A 2,677-nucleotide genomic window follows, 5' to 3' on the forward strand; every position below is an offset into this window, starting at 1 on the left:
CATTTAAAATATTCAAACATTATGACGAAAATCGAAAAATGAAAGGGGAAACTTATGGTAACAACGCAGGAAGAGAAATTAGAGGTACTTCAAGCAAAGTTGCAGGATTTCATTCAGGATGAATTGCTTCCATATGAACAGGAGCAAGGATTGAACGCTGAAGAGGATATCCCGATGGAAGCCATTAAATGGGCAAGAAAACGATCCAGTGAATTGGGTTTTTACGGAATTAACCTCCCTGAAAAGTATGGTGGACAAGATGTTAGCTTAAAAGGATTATGCATGTTCAAGGAAGAATTGGCCCGTTCCGGAGCAGTGTTATGGGGGCAGGTTATCGGCGAGATTGGCGGGCCGCTAAGAATTGGTCAGATGTTGGAAAGCTTTACACCGGAGCAAATAGAAAAATATGTGATGCCCGTCGTGAAGGGGGAAGCGAGCTGCTGCTTTGCCCTTACAGAACCAAATGCCGGATCGGACGCCTTTGCTATCGAAACAACAGCCGTTAAAGAAGGAAATGATTATATATTAAATGGAAAAAAACATTTTATCAGTGCTGCACCCTATGCTGATTTCGCCATTGTCATAGCGAAAGAATCTCAGGAAGGAGAAAAAGAAAGAATCACTGCTTTCTTAGTAGATAAAAAAACACCCCAACATTCGGGGTTCGAACTAGGAGATATTCAAGTTCCCCTATCAGGAGAGCGCATACATGCTGAATTGAATTTCAATCAATGTCGAGTGCCTGCCGCCAATATAATTGGAGAACCAGGAAAAGGGTTGCTGCTCGGATTGAAGAGAATAAACACAAATCGCGCTTCCCATGCGGCTGGCTTTATCGGAATGGCTCAACACCTTCTCACTTTATCTATTGAGCATGCTAAAACGCGAATCCAACACGGCCGGCCCATTTGTGATTTTCAGGCAATTCAGCATATGCTCGCAGAAATGGCGACGGAAATCTATGCAGCAAGGTGCATGGTCTATGATGTGGTAGAAAAAATTGATCAAGGAAAAGAGGATCGCGCCGGTACGTCCATGGCAAAGCTGTTTGCTTCAGAAGTAAATAGCCGTGTGGCTGACAAGGCCATCCAAATTTTTGGCTCCAAAGGCTTGGTAAAAGGTCATCCAGTAGAAAAAATGTACAGGAGCGCACGGATGTATCGGATATTGAGCGGAACCTCGGAAATTCAAAAAAATACAATTGCCAAAGCATTATTAAAAGGGTAAAACCTTTTTCGAAGGAGGAAAAAATGCATGCTGCATAAGTTGACATTTCAGTCACTGTTGAATAAAGGAATGAAACGATTCGGCGAACTGCCCGCAATTACTTTGTTGCCAACCGGTGAAACGATAACCTACGACGAGTTATGGAAGAAAACAAACCTTATCTCTTCTTATTTACTTCGCTTAGGTGCGGGAAGGGGTGTCCGCATAGCGACCATCATTCCAAACAGTTTGGAAAGTGTGATGTTTGGTTTGGCCATCCAGCAATGTGGAGCTACCTTAGTGCCATTAAGTGAAAAACTGGGGAAACGAGAAATACAATTCATCCTTAAGGAAGCAAAACCAGAAGTGGTCATAATAGCTACAAAGACGCACTTTGACACCTTCTTTGAGTATTTGGAAGAAATGAAGAAGGAAGATGTCCATATCATTGGGCTTCCTGGCTTTACTATTAATTATCCAGAGGAGTTTGAACGGTTTCAATGGCCCGATGAAATAAATAATTTAGACTTGCCTTTAGCTGAAGCGGAAGACATTGCCCTTCTGTCATATACAGGCGGGACAACGGGTACACCGAAAGGCGTCATGCATTCCCAGAAGGGACTCGGCGCCGCCATACTTTCTGCCGCTATCGAAGACCCACTTGACGACCGAGACCGAGTATTACTAAGTACGCCTATTGTGCATTCAGCCGGTTCATTACTTTGGAGATCCCTTGTTTCGGGCGTCCATGTCTATGTGATGAGATCATTCGACGCTGCAGAATTCATACGGGCGATAAAGGAACATGAAATTACGACGACATTCATGGTACCGACCATGTTATACAGACTACTTGATCAGACAAAGAAGATGGAATATGATATGAGCACCATGCGCAATATTTTCTACGGCGCGTCACCAATTTCACAAAAGCGCCTTAAAGAAGCCTTTGAAGTATTCGGGCCCATCATGCGCCAGCAATACGGCATGACAGAATGTAATATTGTCATTACAAGACTATCGAAAAGCGCTCATGTATGGGCTTATCATAATAATCCGGAAATTTTGAAAAGTTGTGGAAAACCGTGCATGCTTACCGAAGTTCGATTGATTGATGAAGAAGGAAATGATGTAAAACCTTCCGAGCTTGGCGAAATTATCGTAAAATCGCCAGCGATGATGACAGGCTATTATCAAAGACCTGATCTTACCCAGGAATCCATCCGTGATGGCTGGTTCTACACTGGTGATATTGGCAAATGGGATGAAAGCGGTTACCTTTTTATTGTGGATAGAAAGAAAGATATGATCATTTCAGGTGGGATGAACGTATATTCTTCAGAAGTTGAGCGGGTGATGAACCTCCACCCTTCTGTTGCATTAAGTGCTTGCATAGGTGTTCCCCATCCAGATTGGGGAGAAGTAGTGTGTGTCGTTGCATCACTGCAAGAAGGGGTGAACTGTACTAGCG

At 43.4% G+C, this 2,677-nt stretch carries 2 protein-coding genes; both read left to right on the top strand.

Annotated features, from left to right (window positions below):
* The first annotated feature begins 54 nt into the window (after positions 1-54).
* Positions 55-1,227, top strand: a complete 1,173-nt coding sequence (locus tag ACFVSH_RS25195; protein ID WP_387708481.1) for an acyl-CoA dehydrogenase family protein — start codon at positions 55-57, stop codon at positions 1,225-1,227.
* 27 nt (positions 1,228-1,254) lie between these two features.
* Positions 1,255-2,677 (top strand): class I adenylate-forming enzyme family protein (locus ACFVSH_RS25200; protein ID WP_387708482.1); only part of this gene is annotated, 1,423 nt, incomplete at its 3' end.

This window comes from Peribacillus sp. NPDC058002 (assembly GCF_042886655.1).
Taxonomy (GTDB): domain Bacteria; phylum Bacillota; class Bacilli; order Bacillales; family DSM-1321; genus Peribacillus; species Peribacillus aracenensis.

Excerpts from the sequence above, each read along its gene's own strand:
- ACFVSH_RS25195 (WP_387708481.1), top strand. The coding sequence starts at position 55 with ATGGTAACAACGCAGGAAGAGAAATTAGAGGTACTTCAAGCAAAGTTG.